Origin of the sequence: Methylocaldum sp. GT1TLB (assembly GCF_051027445.1) — a bacterium.
GTDB lineage: Bacteria > Pseudomonadota > Gammaproteobacteria > Methylococcales > Methylococcaceae > Methylocaldum.
The window spans coordinates 1,438,619-1,461,137 of the sequence record NZ_CP194898.1 but is presented as its reverse complement, the minus strand read 5'-3'; the positions used below and the strand labels follow the sequence as shown (position 1 = coordinate 1,461,137).

Here is a 22,519-nt window from a genome sequence, read left to right as displayed (position 1 = left end):
CGCCGGAAATCCGACCGACTCATCGGCCGGGTCGGCGCTGTCTGTCGCTCTGAATTCCTCGACCTTCTGCGTCTTCGTCTCCTGCCCTGAGGGGCAGTAGACTTGACGCATTCCAAAATCCTAAGCGCGAACATAAATGCAGGGTCCTCTTGAAGAGAGGCCACGAGAGATAGACGAGGTTTTATCATGAGCGACAAACTCATCATTTTCGACACGACGCTGCGAGACGGCGAGCAAAGTCCCGGCGCTTCCATGACGCGGGACGAAAAGGTGCGCATCGCCAAGGCGCTCGAGCGTCTGCGGGTGGATGTGATCGAGGCCGGTTTTCCGGCGGCGAGTCCCGGCGATTTCGAATCGGTGCAAGCTGTGGCTCGGGCGGTCAAGGAAAGCACGGTATGCGGTTTGGCGCGGGCTTTGGATAGGGACATCGACCGTGCGGGCGAGGCGCTCAAGGAGGCCAATCGGGCGCGTATTCACACGTTTATCGCGACTTCGCCGATTCATATGCAGAGAAAGCTGCGCATGGAGCCCGATCAGGTGATCGAGTATGCCGTAAAGGCTGTAAAAAGGGCGAGGCAGTATACGGATGATGTCGAGTTTTCGCCGGAAGACGCCGGACGTTCGGAAGAAGATTTTCTGTGTCGAATACTCGAGGCGGTTATCGATGCGGGCGCGAAAACCTTGAATATTCCCGATACCGTCGGTTACAGCGTGCCGGAGCAATTCGGCGCCACCATCCGGCGTTTGAGAGAACGTATTCCCAACTCCGATAAAGCTATTTTTTCGGTGCATTGCCACAACGATCTGGGTCTGGCGGTGGCAAATTCGCTGTCCGCCGTCATGAACGGGGCGCGGCAGGTCGAATGCACGATCAACGGCTTGGGCGAACGGGCCGGCAATGCCGCGCTGGAGGAGATCGTCATGGCGGTCAAGACCCGTAAAGACGTGTTTCCCTGCCGAGTCGAGATCGACACCCGAGAAATCGTTGCGTGTTCCAAACTTGTCTCGAATATCACCGGTTTTCCGGTGCAGCCCAACAAGGCGATCGTCGGAGCCAATGCTTTTGCGCACGAGTCCGGCATTCATCAGGACGGCGTTTTGAAGAGCCGCGAGACCTATGAAATCATGAGCGCGGAGGAAGTCGGCTGGACTGCAAACCGGATGGTGCTGGGCAAGCATTCCGGGCGCAACGCGTTTCGCACGCGCATGCAGGAACTGGGGATAGAGTTCGGATCCGAGGCGGAATTGAACGACGCATTCCAGCGTTTCAAGGACTTGGCTGACAAAAAGCACGAAATCTTCGATGAAGACCTGCAGGCTTTGATCACGGAAGCGGGCGTCGAGGCGGAGGACGAGCGGGTTAAGCTTGTCGCGCTCAAGGTATGCTCGGAAACGGGCGAGGTTCCTTGCGCGCGAGTGTCGCTCAAGGTCGAAAACGAAGAAGTGAGCGGCACCGCCCAGGGCAGCGGCGCTGTCGACGCGAGCTTCAAGGCCATCGAATCCGTAGTTCATACCGACTCCACCTTGTTGCTGTATTCGGTCAATAACATCACCACCGGCACCGACGCTCAGGGCGAAGTGACGGTTCGCCTGGAAAAGGGCGGGCGGATCGTCAACGGCCAGGGCGCAGATACCGATATCGTGATCGCTTCGGCCAAGGCCTACATCAATGCGGTCAACAAACTCCTGGCGCCGCGGCAACGCATGCATCCTCAAGTGGCGGGAGACGTTTGATAATGCCCGAGTTTTGCGAAGAGGCGGTCTAAGAACGGTTCCGGCCTATGCCTCGCGATGAACGACGCCTGGATTATCTCCATTCGATGGGTATCCAAGTTTGGGTACCCCGGCGGCGTGCCGCGTTCGAGGCTGCCGAAAATCCGGACCTACCCCAGGCTACGCCGGATGGCTTGAGTGAGAGCCTAATAAGCGCGGTGAATTCGCCTCCGATCGATGCTGTGTCTTCGGGTTGTCTGCCGGATTGGGCGGATTTGGAGGCCCGCGTAGCGGGATGTACCGCCTGTCCGCTACACCAAGGCCGTACTCAGACTGTTTTCGGCGTCGGCAATCGCGAAGCCGAATGGATGGTGATTGGCGAAGCGCCTGGAGAACAGGAAGATCTGCAAGGCGAACCATTCGTGGGGCGGGCCGGGCAATTGCTCAACGAAATGATTCGGGCCGTCGGTCTCAAAAGGGAAGCCGTTTACATCGCTAACGTGATCAAATGCCGTCCGCCCAGGAATCGCGATCCGGCCCCGGAGGAAGCGGCGGCCTGCGAGGGATATTTGAAAGGGCAGGTCGCCTTGATCAAACCTAAGATTATTCTGGCCGTAGGCCGTATTGCCGCGCAAAACTTATTAAAAACCGCGACGCCCATCGGTAAACTACGCGGCCAGGTGCATTATTACGACCAGATTCCGCTGGTGGTGACTTACCATCCCGCTTACCTGCTGCGCTCGCAAACGGAAAAACGTAGGGCATGGGAGGATCTCAAACTAGCCATGCGGGCTTTTCGACAACAAGCATAATTATGTCCGCCATGTTCGATTTGTTCGGCTTGTTCGAGCGCATCAGGAAATTCATCAGTTATGATGCCGAAACCGAGTTTTATTACCGACACTTTCCCAGCCTCGTGAAGAGTGCCGAGTTGATCATTCGTCCGATGCGGCGGTCAGACCTTAAAGTGGTGGCCGCCATTGAGCAAAGTGCATACGAATTCCCTTGGGAGCCGACCACTTTCCGGGACTGCTACACCGTAGGATATTGTTGCTGGGTAGGCGAAAGGGCAGGCCAGGTTGTAAGTTACGGGATCGCGTCGGTGGGGGCGGGGGAGTCGCACGTACTCAATCTCTGTGTGTCGCCGCAAAATCAGGGACAGGGCTACGGGCGCTTGATGCTCGAGAAACTCATGGCGGTCGCCAAGGAGCACAAGGCCGAAACGATTTTTCTCGAAGTGCGTCCTTCCAACAAGCCCGCCATCAAACTTTATCACCAACTGGGGTTCAACGAGATCGGTACCCGCAAAGGCTATTATCCGGCCCGAAACGGCCGGGAAGATGCCCTGGTCATGGCTCGCATGCTGTAATCGCCGGATCGAAAGGCATCTCGTAGGTCGGCAATCCATTGCCGACAAGTTCCTCGCCGATCCAGCGTGTCGGCAACGGATTGCCGACCTACGATTTCACAATCCTCAACATTAATCCGCAGTAAAAATCGCTCTAGCGTCTACGACGGCTCAGAAAAACGTGGCGGCTCATCGAGGGTTTCGAACCGGCCGAATTTGAGCAATATCGTCGGCATAAGCAGCAGATTGAAAAGGGTGGACGATACCAAACCTCCGATAATGATCGCGGCCATGGGACCCATGATCTCGCGACCCGGATTGTCGCTGTCGACGGCGATGGGCAGCATCGCAAGCGCGGTGACTAGCGCCGTCATCAAGATCGAAGGGAGGCGTTCCTGTGCACCCTGAATCGCGGTTTCCAGATTCCACGACTTGTTTTCCCGTTCTACCAAATGCCGGTAATGGGAAATCAGCATAATCGCATTGCGTACCGTGATTCCGAACAAGGTGACGAACCCTACCATCGACCCGACCGAAAGCGTACTGCCCGTCAGGAATGCGGCAGCAACGCCTCCGGCCAGCGAAAAAGGCAGATTCACCAAGGTGAGGAGGGTATGGCGCACACTGTTGATGGCCAAAAAAATCAGCAACATAACGCCAACACCCGACAGCAGCGCATGGACCGTCAGTTCCCGGCGTGCTTTACCTTGCTCCACGGCGGCGCCGCTGAACTCGGGATAGACGTCCGGCGGAAAATCGATGGCGGTGAGCGTTCGCCGGCGAAGTTCTTCCATAAACGACGCCGTGTCCCGACCGGCCACGTTTGCCGTGACGGTCTGCACACGCTGGCCGCCCCGATGAAGTATGTTATACCGTCCGCCGACCTGCTGGATCTCCGCGATTTGGCTCAATTCCACGATAAGACCATCCGCGGTGCGCAGCGGTACGTGCGCTACCGTTTCCGGCCGGTGCCGCAATTCCGGCGGCAGAATCACCGCTACCTCGTAAGCGCGATTGTCCAAGTAATAGGCGCCCGCGATCCGTCCCTGCAAAGCCGTTTGCAGGACATCGGCCACTTCCATCGGACGCAAGCCATAAGCGGCCAAATCGTCGAGTTTCAGCCGGATTTGAAGCTGAGGCGTGCTCGGAGGCGATCGCAGTTGTACGTCGATGGCGCCGGGAATGGTTCGGACAAGATCGGCGATCTGGCGCGCTTTCTGATCGAGTTGATCGAGGTCGCTTCCGTAGAGATTGATCACGATCGGTGCCGTGTAACCGGAAATGGTTTCGTCGACCCGCTCGGTCAGAAAGGTGTTCGCTTCGAACAGGATTCCCGGAAAATCGTCCAAGATCTGTCTGAGCCGGTTCAGCACAGATTGTTGAGCTTCGCCTGAAAGCGGCTTCAGCCGAACTTCGTACTCGCTGTAGTGGCTGCCGTAAGTGTCGGCACCGCGCTCGGCTCGGCCGGCCCATTGCGAGACCGATTCGACTTCCGGGATCTCGAGAAATTGCCGGGTCAGCAGCCCGCCGATTCTGAGCGATTCCTTCAATGATGTGCCAGGAAGGCTGCTCGTGTGTACGATGTAATGGCCCTCTCGAAGTCGGGGCAGGAATTCTCCGCCGAGATCGGTCAACGCCAGAATCCCTAATCCGCAAATAACCGCGCTGATCGACAGCGTTGCTCTCGGCCGTTTTGCAACGGATCTCAGCAGGGAGGCGTATTTGGGCTGAAGCAGCCGAATCAGCGGCGGGATCTTGTCGGTCTTGCCGCTCTTCAAGAGCATGTAGCAAAGCGCGGGCGTTACCGTCAGCGCTACGAGCAGGGACATGAGAATCGCGAGGATATAGGCGTGACCGATCGGAGCGAACAAGCGTCCTGCAATTCCGCCGAGCGTCAGGAGCGGCACAAATACCAATGCGACGATGAAACTGGCGTACACCACGGAGCTGCGTACCTCCATGGAGGCATCGTAGACCACGCGGAAAGTCGGACGCGGATTCGGCCTTAGCCGGTTTTCCCGGAGGCGGCGGAAAATGTTTTCAGTGTCGATTATGGCGTCGTCAACCACCTCGCCCAAGGCGATCGCGAGTCCGCCCAAGATCATGATGTTGAGATTGACACCCAGGTTCAGCAAGGTCACCACGGCGGCGGCTAATGAAAGCGGAATGGCGACAGCGGAGATGAATGCGGTGCGGAAATCGAACAAAAATGCGTAAAGCACCGAGACCACCAGAAAGCCGCCCACCAGCAAATGCCCGGCGAGATTTTGCAAGGATCGCTCGATGTAATCCGCCGGCCGGAATAGCCGGGGGTGGAAATCGATAGCCCGTTTGGCGAAGAGCTGCTCGAACTCCTCGAGCACGCTTTCGACGTTTCGCGAGACGCTCAGCGTATTGGCGCCGTACTGACCGATCACCATCATGACGATGCCGGGCTTTCCGCCGACGGCTGCTGCGCCGATGGGCGGTCTAGGCGCCGTGGTTACGGTCGCGACATCCGCCAGCGTGATATTCGCGCCGTTCTGGCGCAACAGTACGACTTGCCTCAAGGTCTCCTCGGCCGCCGGAAGGCCGACGATGTTCAAACTGATCCGCTGGTTGTCGTTTTCCACGAACCCGGCCCCCGGCATGCCGGTCGCCTGGCGGGCTGCGAGCACGACATCCCCGGCAGCCAGGCCGTAGCGGCGCAGCCTGGCCGGATCGATTTGAATCTGCAATTGGCGGATTTCGCCGCCGAATACGTTCACATCCGCAACGCCCGGTACGGCCAGCAAACGCGGCACGATGGTCCAGTCCACCAGATCGCGAAGCTCCATGAGGCTGTGGGAAGGCGAGCTAAGTCCGATAGTGAGAACCGTCGCGGAGGCCGATGAAAGCGGTACCATCACCGGTGGACCGGCGCCTACGGGCAGTTTGCCGGCGAGCATGTTCAGGCGCTCGCCGACCAGCTGCCGGTTACGGTAAATGTCCGTGCCTTCCTCGAAGACGGCCGTCACCACCGAGAGGCCCTGGATGGATTCGGACCGGATGCTGTCCAGACCGACCAACCCCGCAAGATGCCTTTCGATGCGCGAGGTGACGAGAGTTTCCGTCTGTTCGGCCGTAAGACCCGGTGCTTCGGTCTGAATAACCACGCGGGGGGCGGAAAATTCGGGAAAGATGTCGAGGTTCGCCTGACCGAGACGGAGCGCGCCGTAAATCAGCAGCAGGAGAGAGAGTGCAACGACCACTCCGCGCCGGTGCACGGCGAAGCGAATGATGGCAGACAGCATCAGTCGTCGTCCTCGTCCGGAATATTTCCGCGGAACTCCTCCGAGAGCAATAACTGTCCGCCGGTTACGACGATCTTGTCGCCGGCGGCAAAGCCGTGGTCGACGAACCAGAAATCGGCGTGCTCGCGGTAGGCGGTGATTTCGGTGCGGATGAATGTGCGGTCGTCGGACTGGCGGTAGGCCCAGGGTTTTCCGGCATGCCAAACGATGGCCGACAGTGGCATGGCGATGCCGGTCAAGGGCTCACCGGAGGTCGGCAGCCAGGCATTGACTCTCATTCCGGCGCGCAGTCGGTCGCTTGGCGCATGAAAGAAAAAAGTTTCGCCCTGCACGAGATCGTCGGTTTTCGGGGCGGGAGAAATGAGTTCTGCCCGGTGTGCCGCGCTCCGGTCGTTTTCACGGGCGACGAACAGAGATCGCTTGTCGGGCGGCAAGGATTGGCCGCTCGGCAAGGCGATCAGAAGCAATACCCGGCTCCGGCTCAAGAAATCCTGAAACAGACGCGATTCGCCGTCGAAGGCGATGCGGGTTAGTTCGTCGCCCCAGGCCTGCCGGGCTTCGTGCCGAATCTCCCTCATCAGTCGGCGGGCGGCCTCGAGCTTGGCTCGATCGGCCTGATATTGCGCCTCGGCTTGCGCCAAATCGCGGCTGGCCACGATGTCCTCGCGGTGCAGGGTCGTCAGCCGGTTGCGGTTTTTTTGAGCCAACTCGACGGCGGCGTTTGCGATTTCGGCCTCGGTGCCCGCCGTTTGATAACGAACGTGCAAAGCCAATAAAGGCTGAATGTCGACTACTTTGCCGTAGGCCATTATCTCCGGGTGAAACGTCAATGCGTTCAAAACCTCGACGGTCAAGCCGCTAGCCTTTTGTTGCTCCGCTGTCATTCGGACCGCCGCGGCACTGCGGGACTCGGGTTCGCTTTTTTGAATCGACGCCGGCCGGTCGGAACGCGCTTTCGCGTCGGGGTCGTCATCATCGGAGAACGCCGGAAAGACAAGAGCAGCTGAAAGCAGAACCGCCATGACGGGCGGACATAAGGTCGGCTTCATTGAAAAAGTCGTAACTACGTGAGATTAAAGCGAAAAAAAGATAGTTTCAGAGCCGCGAGACTATAACCCGGCCGATTTGCGAAACACAAACTATCGGCCTGAAAACCCTGACGTGCGTCTCTAATCAGACATGATCTGTCAAAACGATTTGACACTGTATCGACCGAAAACCAAAATGAAAGGCGGATGCTTTCCCGTCATGGCCGGGAAGCTGTCCGACGGATGATGCGTGTAGCACGCATGTCCGGCGACTTAAATTCCACACATCCCATAGAAAGAAAAAGAGGAAAAACCAAATGAGACTCAAGTGTTCGCTCTCTGCTTTGCTATTGGCCGCTGTGGCGGGTACCGCGGGTGCCAACGAAGATCCGGCTGTCGCACGCACAATCGACCAGGTCAAAATGCTCGATGCGTTGTACAAGACCGCGGTCGTGCTGATTACCGAGCATTATGTGGAAAATCCGTCCTCCATTTCGGCAGCAACGGCGTCGAAGCTGTTGTTCGCGGAAATGAAGAAGAACGGGTTTCATGAGGCCCGCCTGATCGGATTGACGGATCAACTGACCAATCCCGAAGAAAACCGTCCGACGGGAAATTTCGAAGAGACGGCGAAGGAAAAGCTATTGTCCGGTGACGAATACTATACGCGGGTGATCAAGGAAGGCGACAAGCGCTATCTTTATATGGCCACAGGAGTCCCGGTCGTGATGGAAAAGTGTGTAATGTGCCACGCCAATTTCAAGGGTAAGACCGGTCCCATAGGCGCACTGGCCTATAAGGTTCCCGTCATCGAATAGCTTATCCAAAGCCGAGGAAGCACGGTCTTGGGCCGTGTTTCCCACCCGGCGCTTCTCCATTCCGTTCGTCTTAACCGGCAAGCTGACGAAACGTTGCGGTGCTTCTAACGGATCATTTATTCTGCAATGAACTGCCAAGGAGTCCGTCTATGTTCGATCCAGCGCAATACGGCCCGGTTTTTCAGCCCTTGTTAGACCAAGAGCGATTGAATTCGCTCGGTCCGGGTACGCCTAACGATAAGGCTTTTCCCTTGCTTCAGGCATTGTCGGTCGAGCAGGCATTTCTTCCTCGCCCGGTAAAAGATGTCGGCATGGCCAAATGCTGTCTCGCCGGCTTGTGGCTTTATCACGACTATCTCGAAGAGAGTCATCGCATCAGTCAATCCGTCTCTACCTCCACCGGCAGCTATTGGCACGGCATCATGCACCGCCGAGAGCCGGATAGCTGGAACAGCAAGTATTGGTTCGATCGGGTAGGACAACATCCGGTTTTTCCGGATTTATGCGAGGCTGCAAAAAATCTCGCGGAGCGAGATTCGCCCCTTCCCGAGACGCGATTCTTGCTCGAGCAGAAGCGCTGGGACCCGCATCGGTTCGTCGATCTTTGCGAGGCCAGCCGAACGGGAAAAAGCCGAGCCGAAAACCTGTGCCGAAAGATTCAACTGCGGGAATGGCAATTGCTGTTCGATTATTGCTACAGGCAGGCTGTCGGGATGTGATCGCCGCGGACTAGCGTGCGGACTGTCCATGGCGCTTTTCACGCCACCCGCAGCACTTTCGCTCCACGAATCCGGCGCATTTTGAGGTCGAGCAGCGCGCGATTGGCATCTTCCAGCGCGTATTCTTCGACTTCGGGGCGAATGGGAATCTCGGCGGCCAAGGCCAGAAAATCGCCGACGTCGCTTCGGGCGACGTTCGCCACGCTCTTGATTTCCTTTTCCATCCACAGATGGCTCGGATACTCCAGCCGTAGCAGAGAATCCTTATCGGCATCCTCCTTGCGGATCGCATTGATGACCAGCCTTCCGCCGGGGGCGAGATGCCTCAGGGATTCGACCACGGGCTTCCAAACCGGCGTGGTATCGATGATGGCGTCCAGTTTTGCCGGAGGCTCGTCGTCGGTGTCGCCGGCCCATGCCGCGCCCAACTCCAGGGCAAAGGCGCGTTCCTCCGGATTTCTGGCGAACACGAATACCTGCGTTCCCGGATAACGGTGGCGGACCATCATCAGGACCAGATGGGCCGACGCGCCGAATCCGGTAAGCCCCAGGATCTCGCCATCTTTGAGTTCCGTCAGTTTGAGCGAGCGATAGCCGATCGCGCCGGCACACAGCAAGGGCGCGGCCTCGACGTCGGAGAACGCGTCGGGAATGGCGAACACGAACTCTGCCTGTGCCGTCATGTATTCCGCGTAGCCGCCATGGGCGTCACGCCCGGTGGCTTCGAATTGCTCGCAAAGATTTTCGTTTCCTGCCCGGCAATAGGCGCAGATTCCGCAGGCCGAGTGAATCCAGGCGACGCCTACGCGATCGCCGACGGAAAAACCGGTGGCCGAAGACCCGAGTTCGTCCACTCGGCCTACGACCTGATGCCCTAGGATCACCGGTAGCCGGGGCGGGGGCGTGCGGCCTTCGATCTCGTCCAATTCGGTATGGCAGACGCCGCAGGCGGAGACTTTGATCAGCAACTCGTCGGAATGCGGAACCGGTTTTGGCCAATCCGCCAGGGCCAGCGGCGCCGGATTCTCGGCCAGCTTGGAAATTCGTTCGAGGACCATCGCTTTCATGACATCCCTCCTGTGGGAAAGTCCTGCCGGTGTCATCGGCGTGGATCGTACTCGTCGAGATAGGTTGTAATGCCGTAGGAAACCGGCCAGAACAGGGTCTCTATGGCGGCGCCGAAAGGCAGCACCAAGCCCGCCACCGCGCGCTCGGTGAAGGTCGGTTCGGTAAACATGTCGAAATCCCTTCTGAGCTTTTCCCGATCGTCCGTCAGAAGGGCATATTGCAGGCGGGTATCGTGAAACGCCATGGGCCGGTCGGTTCCGCCCAGGCTCAGCGAAGTACAACCGGTTAAGGCCGTCATTGCCATCGAAACTAGCAGCGCCCGAACAAAAAAGGTATTCATTTGGCCTCCGGTCCCCTGTTGAGATTCAGCATTCGGATAAATTCTCCGGGCAGATCAAGAAATAGTCACGAGGGCAGGGGGCCTCGGATGTTCAGGCGCGATGGGTACTCTCGCCCCGGGAGATGCCGCCGGCGATGATGTGAGCGGTGCGCAAAGGCTCCGGCAGCCGGCCATAAACCGCATGCAGCCGGATTAGAGCTTCGGTTTCCCTTACCGACAAGCTGGCACGCTGAACGTAAACTCCGGCGATGGGCTCCATCGGTCCGGCCCGTTCGATAAGCCGCCATTTTCGTTGTCCGCCCCGAACATGATCGAGCAAGGCATCGCGGATTTTATCGAGATTCGGGAGATGGCGGGCTACGACGAGCACCGGCCGTTCCAGTGTTTTCTGCAACCGGTGTATGTCGACGACATTGAATCCGGCGAAAGCGATTCCCTGAAGCAAAACGGCCTGAAGATGGGGATAAAAGCGAGAACCCGTAATCAGTTGAGCCAATATCCGAGTCGCGTTCGCACCGTCCCGGCGCACTTTTCCCGAGAGGACGCCGTCAAGACGAGAGCCCGCGTAGAAGGCGCCTACGATCATGACATCGCCCCGATGATGCCGGTCGAAAGGCGCATCATCGAACCCGATCGCATGAGAAAAACGAGGAGATGCCATTGAGTCTTGCAGTCCGGCGAAATAGCCTCGAAGCTCCAGAACGCGTTATCGTGCTCGACTGTACCGGTTGAGCCGGTGTTCCGACCGGGGCTCGCGGCGCCGTTTCCGGGTTCAAGTCTCAGCCTAAGTCGGTCTCGTTGATGACCAAATTGCGTCCGCTGTCTTTCGCTTTGAGGAGGCAGCGTTCGGCTCGTTGCATCAGATCGGATAGGGTGTCGCTGGGATGCATTTCTGCAACGCCTGCGCTGATTTTCACCGGGATGGCTTTGCCGTTGTATCGCAATGGAATCCGGTCCAGCAAGGTACGGAGACGGTCAAGAGCGAATGTGGCTCCCGAGGCGTTGCCGCCCGGGAAAACGGCGACGAATTCCTCATCGCCGAAGCGAGCGAAAATATCCTGCGTTCGCAACAGCCCGCGGGCTGCCGTGACCAAATGGGTCAGCGCCTGATCGCCGGCGTCACGACCATGGGCGTCATTGATCTGGCTGAGCCAGTCGATATCGATCAGGCCGATCGATATCTGATCTTTCTGACGCCGGCTTCGCGTGAATTCGCGAGTCAGGACGATGTCGAGACCGCGCCGGTTCAAAATGCCCGTCAGCGGATCGATTCGGCTCAAGCTTCGGCTTTCCTTTATTTCATCCTGGACGCGTTGGAGCAATTGCTGGGTTTCCCGTAACTCGGCCTGGGAGTCGGCGACTCTTTGCCTGAGCTGGGAGAGCGTCTTCATGATTTGGCTAAGCGCCTGCTCCACCGAAAAGTCTTGCGTATCGGCGCTCTTCTCGTTGAAAAGCTTCTGAAAGTGGCCATCGAACGTCCCCAACTCAGCGGCGAGACCGAATGTCGTGTCGGTAAGAATCTGCAAGATCGTGTCGACGGCGGCGGTTACTTCGGCCTCGGGTGTCGATTCACCCGGCGATGGCTCCGGCTTTTGTCCGCTCAATTCCCCGGCGATCAGATAATAATGCTCCGCATAATGATCCGGGGTAGGCGGCAAACCCGATTCCGTCAGGCGTCGTAATGCTTGTCGCGCTACCGCAACGGGTTGAGGAGAGATGGTCTCGGCTGTCATTTTGGGCACTTCATCCGTATGGGCGTGGGTTTATAGCGAAAAATAGACTAAATAGCTTGGTTAAGTAAGTTTTGAGCGACATGAACCTAGCGCAAAGCTTCTGGCCTCCGGCCGAAAATTCGGAACGTCAAACATCCGCCATTCTAGCTGCTTCGGGATAGTGGCGGCTCGCGGCGGCGAACATGATCGCAGTGGCGAGCATCAGCAGCGAAAAAAACCAGAAATAATCGGCTCCGGCCAGTTTCGAAGTACCATCGGGGTTCTGAATGAAAAAGTTGACTGCGCTGGTGAAAAGATTTCCGGCGGCGACGGAGACCATGAAAAAGGACATCACGAAGGATTTCATGGTTGGCGGAGCCTGAGTGTAGGAGAACTCCAGACAGGTGATCGACACCATGACTTCCGATGCGGTCAGAACGACATAATTGAGCAGCTGCCAACCGATGGACAGGGAAACGCCGGCATCCAACGCACGCTGAATCCAAGCCGCGAATGCGAATGAAAAAGCCGCCAGCAACATGCCCGCGCCGATTTTCCTCAGCGCCGTGACAGGCATGCGACGTTCCAGGCTCGGATAAATGCCGTAGTAGAAAAGCGGCGTCAGAATCATGATGAGCAACGGATTGGCTGCCTGGATCTGCGAGGGCAGAATCCGGTAGCCCAGAAATGTCTGATCCATCTTCTGGGCCTGTAGCACCCAAGACGAACCGGTCTGATCGAACAGTGCCCAAAACATCGCTACGAACGCATAGATGACGCCGAGCCGGGCAAGGATCCGCCAACTCTCATGACTCAATATTCCCTGCAAGAAAGCGACTCCGCCGGCAGGAATGTGGGCGAAGCGGTAACGGCCCGACCAAAAAATGACCGTAGCGATGAGCATCAGGACTCCCGGCAGCGCGAACGCTGTCGAGGCACCGTAGTGCTCCAGCAACCAAGGCGTCACCAGCATCGATGTGAATGCGCCGAAATTGAGGGCGAAATAAAACCAGCTATAAACCCGGCTGAGCAAATGCCGGTTGGTTTTCGCGAATTGATCGCCGACGTGGGCGGAAACGCAAGGCTTGATGCCGCCCGCGCCCAATGCGATCAAGCTTTGTCCGATCAGGAGCCCGGTGCGGGTGTCGTCCAGTGCGAGGGCCAAGTGCCCCAAGCAATAAACCAGCGACAGCACGATGATCGTGCGGTATTTTCCGAGCCACCCATCGGCGAGCAGCGCCCCCAGGATCGGGGTGAAATAAGTGGCCGAGACGAATAAGTGAAAATAGCCCTTGGCTTCCTCTTCGCTCATAGGATCGGGATAACCCGCAGGGCTCATCAGGTATTGGCTCATGAACACCACCAGCACCGCACGCATGCCGTAATAACTGAATCGCTCCGCCGCCTCGTTGCCGATGATGTAAGGGATGCCGGGCGGTAGTCCTTCGATCGGAAGAGGCTTGGTGCGGTACGGCGTCATGGTTGCATCACGGTTTGCAGATCGCCTAGGAATGCCGGCGTACCGGAAAAAGCGACGCCGTGCGGACGTGTACTGTGACGGGCCTCCGCCAATCTCGGCCTTTTTTGATTTAAATCAAGAAACGCAGAATTTCCATTGGTTACTGTATACCCGCGCGCCAATTCCGGCGCAGTAATAAAAACAATCATTCGCAAAAAACTATTCTGAGGAAGCCGTAATGGAAAAAGAGAAAGACTACTTCTGGTTCTACATTGGCGGTGTCATCATTGCAGTCGCGATCACTTTGATGATGGTCAAAGGAAGCGAGCACGACAAATACGCCACGGCCGCCAAGGCCATAGCCGAGGATTCCACCAACTCCTCTTACCGATAAAGGCCGGCACGAGCTGCTTTACCGGTCCCGACCCTATCACCAAGCGTATTAGGCAGCCAAATGCAACGTAGGATGAGCGGTTAACCGTGCCCATTCTACGTTGCTAGTTTTTGAGCAGTCGAAAAACGAGCTGCAAGGGGCCTTGCAACCGCGACCGGTATACGAGACCTCGATGCTCATTTCAAGCGCAACGCTTTTTTAGTGCTTTTTCCTCCGGATTATCCGTCGGACTGCTCAGGACAGACTCTTCATCGCTACCTCGTAGACATCCTTCGAAACATTCTCGATTCCGGCGATCCGCTGAAGTTGCTGGCGCATCGATTGCTGCCGCTCCGTGTCGTAGCGCCGCCATGGCGTCAAGGCCGTCAGCATTCGGGCGGCCACTTGCGGATTCAAGGCATTCAAGGCGATGACATGGTCGGCGAGAAACGCGTAGCCCGCGCCGTCGCGGACGTGGAAATTGACCGGGTTGGCCTGGGAAAACGCGCCAATCAGCGAACGAACCCGGTTTGGGGTTTTCAAGTCGAAAGCGGGATGCGAAAGCAATTCTTTGACCCGATCCAATGTTCCGGGTAGACGGCAGGTGGCCTGCAGGGTAAACCACTTGTCGATCACCAGGTCTTCTTCCCGCCAATGCTCGTAGAACTCGGCCAGACAATCGGTTTTTTCCGGATTGCGGCTGTTCACGATCGTCGATAACGCCGAGATTTGATCGGTCATCGTGCGCGCATCGCGGAACTGCCGGACGCTGAGGCGATAAGCTTCTTCGGTCTCCAGCTCGCCGAGGTAAGCGAGACAGACGTTCTTCAGCCGGCGCCGGCCGACGGCCTCGGCGTCGAAGCGGCCGGCCTCGTCGAGATGATGTGTCTGATACAGGCGGCGGAATTCCTGTTCCAAGGTGCGAGCCAGCGCCCGTTTTACGGTTTGCCGGGCTTGGTGAACGGCATCGGGATCGATCACCTTCATCGATGCGCTGATGTATTCCTCGGACGGCAGGGTCAATAGCAACGCCAGATAGGACAAGTCGGGCCAGTGATCGGAAATCACCTGCCGATAGGCCTCGGTGAGATGGCTATCGACGGTTTCCGGCGTCTCTCCCTTGGAGAATTGGCCGACGAGATCGAGGATCACCTGGGTGGCCAACTGTTGTCCGGCGTCCCAGCGGTTGAAAGGATCGGGATCGCGGGAGAAAAGGAAAGCGAGTTCCTGGTAGCCGCGTTTCAGATGCAGCCGGACCGGTGCGGAAAATCCTCGCAGGGCGGAGACCACGGGTTTTTCCGGCAGACCGACGAAGCGGAAGCGCTGTTCGGATTCCTTTACGTCCAGCACCCGGGTTTTCTGCCGATGCGGCTCGGATTCGCCCTCGAGCTGCAAGGGCAGCTCCGTGCCGTCCGGCGCCAGCAGGCCTATTGCCAAAGGAATGTGGAACGGGGTCTTTACCGGTTGGCCCGGCGTGGGCGGGCAGCTTTGCCTCACGGTAAGATTGAGAGCTTGGGTTTCCGCATCGTAATCGGCGGCGATACGCACTTCGGGCGTTCCGGCCTGGCTGTACCAGCGGCGGAACTGCGTGAGATCGACGCCGTTGCCGTCCTCCATGCACCTGACGAAGTCGTCGCAGGTCACCGCTTGTCCGTCATGGCGCTGGAAATAGAGATCCGTGCCGTTGCGGAAGCCGTCCTTGCCGAGCAGCGTTTGGATCATGCGGACCACTTCGGCGCCTTTTTCGTAGACGGTCAAGGTATAGAAATTATTGATTTCGATATACGACTCGGGTCGCACGGGATGGGCGAGGGGGCCCGCGTCCTCCGCGAATTGCCGGGTGCGCAGCATGTTGACCTCGTCGATGCGTTTGACGGCTCGGGAAGTCCGGTCGGCGCTGAACTCCTGGTCGCGGAACACGGTCAAGCCTTCCTTGAGGCTGAGCTGGAACCAATCCCGGCAGGTGATGCGGTTGCCGGTCCAGTTATGGAAGTACTCATGGCCGATGACGCCCTCGATATGCTCGTAGTCGGCGTCCGTAGCGGTGTCCGGCCGGGCCAGAACGTACTTGGTGTTGAAGATGTTGAGCCCCTTGTTTTCCATGGCGCCCATGTTGAAATGACCTACCGCCACGATCATGTACAGGTCCAGGTCGTATTCCCGCCCGTAGTTCTCCTCGTCCCAGCGCATGGCGTTCTTGAGGGATTGCATGGCGTGATCGCATTTGTCGAGGTCGTGCTTTTCGACGAAGATCTGCAAGGTGACTTCCTTGCCGGAGCCCGTCACGTAACAGTCTTCGAGGCATTCCAGCCGTCCCGCGACCAGCGCGAACAGATAGGATGGTTTCTTGAAGGGGTCCTCCCATTTCACCCAATGGCGGCCGTTCTTCAGCTCGCCGGTCGCGATGCGGTTGCCGTTGGACAGCAGCACCGGATAACGCGATTTGTCCGCGACCAGGGTCGTCGTGTATTTGGCCATCACGTCCGGGCGGTCGGGGAAATACGTGATCTTCCTGAACCCTTGGGCTTCGCACTGAGTGCAGAGCATGTCCTTGGAGAGATAAAGCCCTTCCAAGGCGGTGTTCGCTTTGGGGTTGATGCGGGTGACGATTTCGAGATCGAACGGACGGTCCGGAACGCTGGGGAGAACCAGGGTCTCTTCGGTCAGACGATACTCGGGGGCGCTTAAATTGCGGCCGTTCAGCCGGATCGATTCGAGCAAGAGCTGTTCGCCGTTCAGTTCGAGTTCCCGGTGCTCGCGCGGCGATTCCGGATTCCGCCGCACCCGAAGCTTGGCGGTGACGCGAGTATTTTCCTCGTCCAATTCGAAAAAAAGATCGACGGTTTCGATGAGATAGTCCGGCGGCGTGTAGTCTTTGAGGTAGACGGTGTTTGGTGTGTGTTCGCGCATCGTGGTCGAGCCTTATGTCGATGATGGTGGAATGATACGGCTTAGACCGGGGAAACGGGAGAGCTGTCGGCTTCCGATTCGCTTTCGATCTTGCTCGATGGCTGAACATGGCCGAAAGCGGTTACCATGAGCGAATGATACGCCCAATTTACAATGCTTCAGTCCTTGCGGCGGCGCTGCTGCTTCTCGGTTGCGGACAGGACCAATCGAGCCGCCGCGTGGTCGGCATTCTGGAATGGGATCGAGTGGAGTTGATTGCCGAAGTATCGGAGCCTATCGTCGAAATTCCGGCCGAAGAAGGCGACTGGGTCGAATCGGGGCAAGTTCTGGTGCGCCTCGATCCGGCACGGCAACAGGCTCGGCTGAACGAGGCGGCGGCGGCGCGGGATCGGGCTGCCGCCCGGTTGCAGGAACTGGAAAGGGGACCCCGGATCGAGCGCATCCGGGAGGCGGAGGCGCGGTTCGAAGGCGCGCATCAGGTGTACGAAGTACGCCGTCGCGAATTCGAGCGGGTGAACGAGTTGCTGCCCCGTAAGCTCATCAGTCCGGACGAGGTGGACCGGGCAAGAAGAGAGTTTAAAGCCGCTCTTGCCGAGCGCGACTCGGCTTCGGCCGTACTCGAGGAGCTCAAAGCCGGCACCCGTGTGGAAGAAGTGGAGCAGGCGCGCCAGGCGCTGGCCTCCGCCGAGGCGGCCGTGCAAGTCGCCGAAACCAATCTGGAACGCCTGACCGTGCGGGCGCCTGTGGCGGGGCGTCTTGACAGCCTGCCGCTCAAGCTCGGAAATCAGCCGCAAATCGGCGCCGTGCTGGCCGTGCTGCTCTCCGGTGCTGCGCCCTATGCACGGGTCTACATTCCGGAACCGACCCGTGTATCCGTCATGCCCGGAGACGCCGCCCGGGTTTGGCTGGACGGTGTCGCCGAGCCGTTTCAAGGCACCGTTCGCATGGTGAGTTCGGATCCCGTCTTTACGCCCTTCTTCGCCCTGACCGAGCGCGACCGGCGGCGTCTAAGCTATGTCGCGAAAATCTATCTGAGCGAAACGGTCCGAAACGTGCCGGCCGGGCTTCCGGTCGAGGCTGAACTCTCGGCCGTTGGGCGGTCCGAGCGGCCATGAGCGGCGACTATGCGATCACGGCGCGCGGGCTGACGCGCCGTTTCGGTACCGTCATCGCCGTCGATCACGTCGATCTCGCCATTTCCCGCGCCACGATCTACGGATTTCTCGGACCGAACGGCTCCGGCAAATCGACCACGATCCGCATGCTGTGCGGTCTGCTGACGCCGTCGGAGGGTGAGGCCGAAGTCTTGGGGCACCGTATTCCCGGCGAAGCCGAAGCCATCAAGCGAAAAATCGGCTACATGACCCAGCGTTTTTCGCTTTACGAAGATCTCACGGTCCGGGAAAACCTGGAGTTCATGGCCGATGTCTACAGTCTGCCGCGTAGGTCCGCCCGGCAGCGCATCGGCCAATTGCTCGAGAAATACAATCTCGCGGACCGTGAGCGGCAGCGGGCCGGGACACTCAGCGGAGGCCAAAAGCAACGCCTCGCGCTAGCGGCGGTGACGGTGCACGAGCCGGAATTGCTGTTTTTGGACGAACCGACCAGCGCGGTCGATCCGCAGAGCCGGCGCGATTTCTGGGAAAGCCTGTTCGAGCTTTGCGACAAGGGGACGACGATTTTGGTGTCCACCCACTACATGGACGAAGCGGAGCGCTGCCATGGCCTCGCAATCCTGGACCGCGGCCGGGTGGTCGCGGATGGCGCGCCGCAGGAGTTGGAAAGGCGAATCGACGCCAGCGTCGTGGAAATGGAAACCGGCGATTCGAGGACCGTGCGGCGGCTGCTGACGGATTTGCCCGGCGTGCTCAGCGTGACCCAGCTCGGCATGCGCCTGCGGGTGCTGCTAGACCGATCCGTTGCCGATCCGCTGGCGCTAATCCGTACGGGTCTCATCGGGCAGCGGCTTCAATTCGATGCCCGGTTGACCCACCCGAACCTCGAAGACGTCTTCGTCGCCGCCACCCAGGGCCGCTATCTCAAAGCGCAAGCGTGAAAGGTCTGCTGCGACTTTTTGCCATCCTGCGGAAGGAGGTCCGCCAGCTCAGGCGCGACCGGCTGACGTTCGGCATGATCGTCGGCATTCCGCTGTTGCAGATCACGCTGTTCGGTTTCGCCATCAATACCGATGTGCGCCATTTGAGCGCCGGCGTGGCCGATCACGCCAACACGCAGTTTTCCCGCATTCTGGCCGCCGACGCGCAAGCATCTCAAGTCGTCGACATTACCCGGCGGGTAGAAACGCCGGAACAATTGGAAACCCTGCTTCGGCGAGGTGAAATCTCGGTCGGGATTTTCATTCCTTCGGATTTCGGGCAGCGTCTGGCAAGGCGTGACAGACCGGCCGCCCAGCTCATGATAGACGGGTCCGACCCTCTGATCCTGGCTGCCGCGCGTCAGCTTACCGGAATGAGCTTGCGCTACGATACGGCGCCCAGGCAGACCACTGAGGTGCCTTTGTTCGAGATCCGCAATTATTACAACCCGGAACGGCGCTCGGCCGTCAATATCGTGCCCGGCTTGATGGGAGTCATTCTGACGATGACCATGGTGCTGTTCACCGCGGTGGCCATCGTGCGGGAGCGTGAGCGCGGCAATCTCGAACTGCTCATCAATACGCCGGTAAGAAATCTGGAGCTCATGGTGGGGAAGATCATTCCCTACGTCATCATCGGATTGATCCAAGTGAGTCTGATACTTTTGCTCGGCGTTCTGCTGTTCCACGTGCCGATTCAAGGCCAGATGATCGATATTTATCTAGCCGCATTGGTGTTTATCGCGGCCAACTTAACGATGGGACTGGTGATTTCGACACTGGCCCGGACGCAGTTTCAGGCGATGCAGACCACTTTTTTCTTTTTCTTGCCCTCGATACTTATTTCGGGCTTCATGTTTCCCTTCGACGGCATGCCCAGGGCGGCACAATATATTGCCGAATTGCTTCCGCTGACCCATTTCGTCCGGCTGATCCGGGGTATCATGCTGCGCGGCGCGGAATTGTCGGAACTGCTGTCCGAAATGTGGGCTTTGATGGCGTTCATGCTCATCACCCTGGGCGTCGCCATGCTGCGATTCAAGAAGCGGCTGGATTGATCGCGCGAACGTCGCGAAGGTAGAGTATCCTCTCGGGATACGCCGTTGTGGTGCACTCTTTGCTGGATTTTTCGAGACCCCAAGGTGTCTTATTGGAATCCGTTCGAGAATTTCCACCGTCCGGGGTTGCCACCGATCGATGTTCGCTCTGCCCTCGCTCTTTCAGACCGGATTGCATTGACACAGTGCTGCGAGGGAGTCGCCATGCGGAAATCGTCGGCGAGCGGTAACACGTGTACCCCTCTGGCGAGGGCGGCTTCGAGAATGGTGGACCAGCTTTCTGTTCGCTCGAGATTTTGCGGTGACCGGTGCAGGCGTGCTTAAAGTCCAATTCGGATATCGGGTATGAGAATTCCTGATCGCTTCCGTCGCTCCCGTCTCGCTGGGAAGGAGAGAAATTCCATCCATGCGGATGAAATGCGAGCGTCGCAGATCAAGCTTCTGTATCAACAGCTTCCGTCGGCTTTGATCGCCACGGCGGCCAACGCCGCGATCCTGGTCCTCATTCTCTGGCGAGAGGTTTCCCGACCGTTGGCAATCGCTTGGCTATTGGCCGTCGGCGCTCTCGTGTTGGTTCGTTACGGCCTGCTCCGCGCCTATGCGCAAGCTAATCCGACGAGCACCGATGCACCTCGCTGGGCCCGATTTTTCTTGCTCGGCGTCGCCGCCAACGGGGCGCTGTGGGGCTTGGCAGGATTTTTCCTTTTCGTCGAGCACAGTTATGTGCACCAGATATTTCTCGGTTTCGTGCTCGGCGGAATGGTCGCGGGAGCGATGTCGACCTTATCTTCGTTCCGTCACGCTTTTCTGGTCTTTCTGCTGCCGGCACTGCTTCCGTATACGGCGCAGATACTACGCCACGGCGGAGATGTCCATATCGCGATGGGAGCGATGTTAGTGCTCTTCGTAGCCATGATGTGGATGATTTCCGAGCGCTTGTACGCGACCGTGGCGGAATCCTTGCGGCTTCGTTTCGATAATCTGGACCTTTTGAGCGATCTCACTTCGGCAAGGGATCGGCAAAAGGCGGTCAATCAGGAATTGTCCGGTCAGATCGCGGAAAGACGAAGGGTGCAGCGCGAGTTGCAGGAGTCTTGCGAAAAACTGGAACAGCGGGTGAGAGAGCGCACCGAAAAACTCGCCCGATCCGAAGAGGCGTTGCGTGACGCCAACCGCCGCAAAGACGAATTTCTCGCGATGCTGGGCCATGAACTCAGGAATCCGCTAGCACCCATCCGGAATGCCGTGCAGGTCATGCGAAAACTCGAGCCGGACGAGACGAGGCTTCGATGGGCGCGCGACATCATCGATCGCCAAGTCGATCATCTGGCTCGGCTGGTCGACGACTTGCTCGACGTGTCCCGCATCGTTCAGGGAAAGATCAGCCTGCACCCGACGACTCTGGATCTCGCGACGGTCATCGATCAAGCCGTCGAGGCCAGCCGGCCTCTGATCGAAGCGCGCGATCATGATCTCCTGGTGACGATGCCGGACCGTCATCTCCAGGTTAAAGGCGACCGGGTACGATTGGCGCAGGTCATTTCGAATCTGCTCAATAATGCCGCCAAATATACGGATGTAGGCGGAAAGATATGGCTGGCGGTCGAAGCGTCTGAGTCCCGCGTGAGCATCCGCGTCAGGGATAACGGCGTCGGCATACCGGAAGAGCTTCTGCCTCATGTCTTCGACCTTTTTAGCCAGGCCGATCAAAGTCTTGCGCACGCTCAAGGCGGCTTGGGCATTGGGCTCACTTTGGTCAAGCGATTGGTGGAGATGCATGGGGGAGAAGTCGAGGCCCATAGTGCCGGCCCCGGCCGGGGTTCGGAGTTTTCGATACACCTGCCGCGTTTTTTCGACGATGCCGACGAGGTCGATGCAGTCCGTTCGAATACGGCGTAACGCCCGCTCGGACTCGAGTCTGAGGGGCGCCAGATTCACGGCAGGCTAGAGCGTTTTTCATCTCGGTGTACGGCTTCGTGTCGGGTGGGAAGAACGTAGGTCGGCAATCCCTTGCCGACGTATCGGCTCGGCAAAGGATTTTGTTGGAAGGGGCGTCCTGGCGCTCCCAGGACGGCCGTTTTGCGATTGGAAGGGTCGCGACTAAAGCGACCGTTTGCGATTGGAAGGGTCGCGACTAAAGCGACCGTTTGCGATTGGGAAGGGATTGCCGACCTACATATCGGGCTCTCTGACACCGAATCGGAAAATGCTCTAGGACTGAATCGGCCGGAAGTCCCGCCCGAAGGGAAACAGCGATAACGGAATCAGCTTGATGTGCTGCAAGGCGAAAGGAATGCCGATGATGGTGACGGCCAGTACGGCTGCGCTGGCAAGGTGCGCGAGCGCGATTTCCCAGCCGAAAAGTAGCAGCCAGATCAGGTTGAAGATGATCCGCAAAGGGTTGTTCGCGCCGTCGAGTTCCACCACCTCTTTGCCGAACGGCGCGAATACGGCAAACCCGAGCTTGATCGACTGAACGCCGAAGGGTATGCCGATCAGGGTAAGGCAGAGGCCTATTCCCCCGATCACATATCCCAACCCGGTGATCAAACCACCGAAGATCAGCCAAATAATATTGCCCAGTAAGCTCATGACGACAGCGGCAT

The 22,519-nt window shown here is 58.3% G+C and carries 19 protein-coding genes; 10 read left to right on the top strand and 9 right to left on the bottom strand.

What is annotated here, in order from left to right; genetic code table 11:
• The first annotated feature begins 186 nt into the window (after nucleotides 1–186).
• From ACR2R1_RS06310 to rimI, 3 genes are read left to right on the top strand one after another with little or no spacing between them, the layout of a single operon-like run.
• Nucleotides 187–1,734 carry a 2-isopropylmalate synthase gene (locus ACR2R1_RS06310; protein ID WP_077730488.1) on the top strand — a complete coding sequence of 516 codons (1,548 nt, stop codon included), beginning with the start codon at nucleotides 187–189 and terminating at the stop codon, nucleotides 1,732–1,734.
• Nucleotides 1,735–1,781: 47 nt separating this feature from the next.
• Nucleotides 1,782–2,525: a uracil-DNA glycosylase gene (locus ACR2R1_RS06305; protein WP_077730489.1), complete on the top strand. Its 744-nt coding sequence runs from the start codon at nucleotides 1,782–1,784 to the stop codon at nucleotides 2,523–2,525.
• Between the two features lie 2 nt (nucleotides 2,526–2,527).
• Nucleotides 2,528–3,082, top strand: coding sequence for a ribosomal protein S18-alanine N-acetyltransferase (rimI, locus tag ACR2R1_RS06300; RefSeq protein WP_240502524.1), 555 nt, complete (start codon nucleotides 2,528–2,530; stop codon nucleotides 3,080–3,082).
• A gap of 140 nt (nucleotides 3,083–3,222) precedes the next feature.
• Here the strand turns inward: rimI and ACR2R1_RS06295 are convergent, their stop codons facing one another.
• Together ACR2R1_RS06295 and ACR2R1_RS06290 are read right to left on the bottom strand one after the other, a co-directional pair.
• Nucleotides 3,223–6,333 (bottom strand): efflux RND transporter permease subunit, encoded by a 3,111-nt coding sequence (locus ACR2R1_RS06295; RefSeq protein WP_086134369.1) that lies wholly within the window; start codon nucleotides 6,331–6,333, stop codon nucleotides 3,223–3,225.
• Complete coding sequence (locus ACR2R1_RS06290) at nucleotides 6,333–7,382, bottom strand: efflux RND transporter periplasmic adaptor subunit (RefSeq protein WP_434113177.1); 1,050 nt, start codon at nucleotides 7,380–7,382, stop codon at nucleotides 6,333–6,335. Before ACR2R1_RS06290 ends, ACR2R1_RS06295 begins: the two co-directional genes overlap by 1 nt.
• 296 nt (nucleotides 7,383–7,678) lie before the next feature.
• Here ACR2R1_RS06290 and ACR2R1_RS06285 point away from each other — a divergent pair, with 296 nt between their 5' ends.
• A complete protein-coding gene (locus tag ACR2R1_RS06285) occupies nucleotides 7,679–8,179 on the top strand; it encodes a c-type heme family protein (RefSeq protein ID WP_077730491.1) in 501 nt (166 codons plus the stop codon).
• A gap of 149 nt (nucleotides 8,180–8,328) precedes the next feature.
• Nucleotides 8,329–8,898, top strand: coding sequence for a hypothetical protein (locus tag ACR2R1_RS06280; RefSeq protein WP_434113175.1), 570 nt, complete (start codon nucleotides 8,329–8,331; stop codon nucleotides 8,896–8,898).
• 38 nt (nucleotides 8,899–8,936) lie between these two features.
• Here ACR2R1_RS06280 and ACR2R1_RS06275 read toward each other — a convergent pair whose 3' ends face one another.
• The 5 genes from ACR2R1_RS06275 to ACR2R1_RS06255 all read right to left on the bottom strand — a co-directional run bounded on the left by ACR2R1_RS06275 (nucleotide 8,937) and on the right by ACR2R1_RS06255 (nucleotide 13,498).
• The gene (locus ACR2R1_RS06275) at nucleotides 8,937–9,965 is read right to left on the bottom strand and encodes a zinc-dependent alcohol dehydrogenase family protein (protein WP_434113173.1); all 1,029 of its coding nucleotides are present in this window, start codon (nucleotides 9,963–9,965) and stop codon (nucleotides 8,937–8,939) included.
• A 32-nt stretch (nucleotides 9,966–9,997) separates the two neighbouring features.
• Entirely contained in the window at nucleotides 9,998–10,306 is a 309-nt protein-coding gene (locus tag ACR2R1_RS06270) for a hypothetical protein (RefSeq protein ID WP_347257820.1), read from the bottom strand.
• A 91-nt stretch (nucleotides 10,307–10,397) separates the two neighbouring features.
• Nucleotides 10,398–10,967: a DUF99 family protein gene (locus ACR2R1_RS06265; protein WP_434113171.1), complete on the bottom strand. Its 570-nt coding sequence runs from the start codon at nucleotides 10,965–10,967 to the stop codon at nucleotides 10,398–10,400.
• Between the two features lie 118 nt (nucleotides 10,968–11,085).
• Nucleotides 11,086–12,039: a GGDEF domain-containing protein gene (locus ACR2R1_RS06260; RefSeq protein ID WP_133716455.1), complete on the bottom strand. Its 954-nt coding sequence runs from the start codon at nucleotides 12,037–12,039 to the stop codon at nucleotides 11,086–11,088.
• A gap of 127 nt (nucleotides 12,040–12,166) precedes the next feature.
• Nucleotides 12,167–13,498: a POT family MFS transporter gene (locus ACR2R1_RS06255; protein ID WP_077730497.1), complete on the bottom strand. Its 1,332-nt coding sequence runs from the start codon at nucleotides 13,496–13,498 to the stop codon at nucleotides 12,167–12,169.
• A 217-nt stretch (nucleotides 13,499–13,715) separates the two neighbouring features.
• Here ACR2R1_RS06255 and ACR2R1_RS06250 point away from each other — a divergent pair, with 217 nt between their 5' ends.
• Nucleotides 13,716–13,871: a hypothetical protein gene (locus ACR2R1_RS06250; RefSeq protein WP_166642472.1), complete on the top strand. Its 156-nt coding sequence runs from the start codon at nucleotides 13,716–13,718 to the stop codon at nucleotides 13,869–13,871.
• Nucleotides 13,872–14,105: 234 nt separating this feature from the next.
• Here the strand turns inward: ACR2R1_RS06250 and pepN are convergent, their stop codons facing one another.
• Complete coding sequence (gene pepN / locus ACR2R1_RS06245; protein ID WP_077730498.1) at nucleotides 14,106–16,760, bottom strand: aminopeptidase N; 2,655 nt, start codon at nucleotides 16,758–16,760, stop codon at nucleotides 14,106–14,108.
• Nucleotides 16,761–16,894: 134 nt separating this feature from the next.
• Between pepN and ACR2R1_RS06240 the strand changes: the two genes are divergently transcribed.
• The 4 genes from ACR2R1_RS06240 to ACR2R1_RS06225 all read left to right on the top strand — a co-directional run bounded on the left by ACR2R1_RS06240 (nucleotide 16,895) and on the right by ACR2R1_RS06225 (nucleotide 21,812).
• A complete protein-coding gene (locus ACR2R1_RS06240; protein ID WP_434113168.1) occupies nucleotides 16,895–17,875 on the top strand; it encodes an HlyD family secretion protein in 981 nt (326 codons plus the stop codon).
• Nucleotides 17,872–18,816 carry an ABC transporter ATP-binding protein gene (locus ACR2R1_RS06235; protein WP_208110047.1) on the top strand — a complete coding sequence of 315 codons (945 nt, stop codon included), beginning with the start codon at nucleotides 17,872–17,874 and terminating at the stop codon, nucleotides 18,814–18,816. Before ACR2R1_RS06240 ends, ACR2R1_RS06235 begins: the two co-directional genes overlap by 4 nt.
• The gene (locus ACR2R1_RS06230; protein WP_434113166.1) at nucleotides 18,813–19,913 is read left to right on the top strand and encodes an ABC transporter permease; all 1,101 of its coding nucleotides are present in this window, start codon (nucleotides 18,813–18,815) and stop codon (nucleotides 19,911–19,913) included. The genes ACR2R1_RS06235 and ACR2R1_RS06230 overlap by 4 nt, the downstream gene beginning before the upstream one ends.
• Before the next feature lie 345 nt (nucleotides 19,914–20,258).
• Nucleotides 20,259–21,812 (top strand): sensor histidine kinase, encoded by a 1,554-nt coding sequence (locus ACR2R1_RS06225; RefSeq protein WP_086134530.1) that lies wholly within the window; start codon nucleotides 20,259–20,261, stop codon nucleotides 21,810–21,812.
• A gap of 312 nt (nucleotides 21,813–22,124) precedes the next feature.
• Here ACR2R1_RS06225 and ACR2R1_RS06220 read toward each other — a convergent pair whose 3' ends face one another.
• A complete protein-coding gene (locus ACR2R1_RS06220) occupies nucleotides 22,125–22,505 on the bottom strand; it encodes a YccF domain-containing protein (protein WP_434113164.1) in 381 nt (126 codons plus the stop codon).
• Nucleotides 22,506–22,519: the final 14 nt, after the last annotated feature.